At 72.6% G+C, this 303-nt stretch carries 1 protein-coding gene; it reads right to left on the reverse strand.

What is annotated here, in order from left to right; all coding sequences use genetic code 11:
* Positions 1-303 (reverse strand): EAL domain-containing protein (locus ACLBYB_RS33155; RefSeq protein ID WP_447701424.1); only part of this gene is annotated, 303 nt, incomplete at both ends.

Raw genomic sequence — 303 nt, forward strand, 5'->3', positions numbered from 1 at the left:
CGTCATGGCATCGGCGCAGGCCCGTTCGAGCACGTAGGCGCCGAGGGCGTCGATCAGCCCCGTCGCCTCGGCGAGCGGGGTGAACTCGCCGGGCGAGATCATCCCGCGTTCCCGGGGGGGCCACCGGGCGAGGGCCTCGAAGCTCGTCACCGCGTTCGTCGCCAGGTCGAACAGCGGCTGATAGTGCAGCTCGATCTGCGCGGTGCCGACCGCCAGCCGCAGCTCGCGTTCCAGCCAGCGCCGCTGGTTCTGACGCTCCTCCATCTCCTGCTCGAAGACGCGGACGCGCCGCCCGCCGTCGGC

The organism is Methylobacterium sp. D54C (assembly GCF_053345595.1).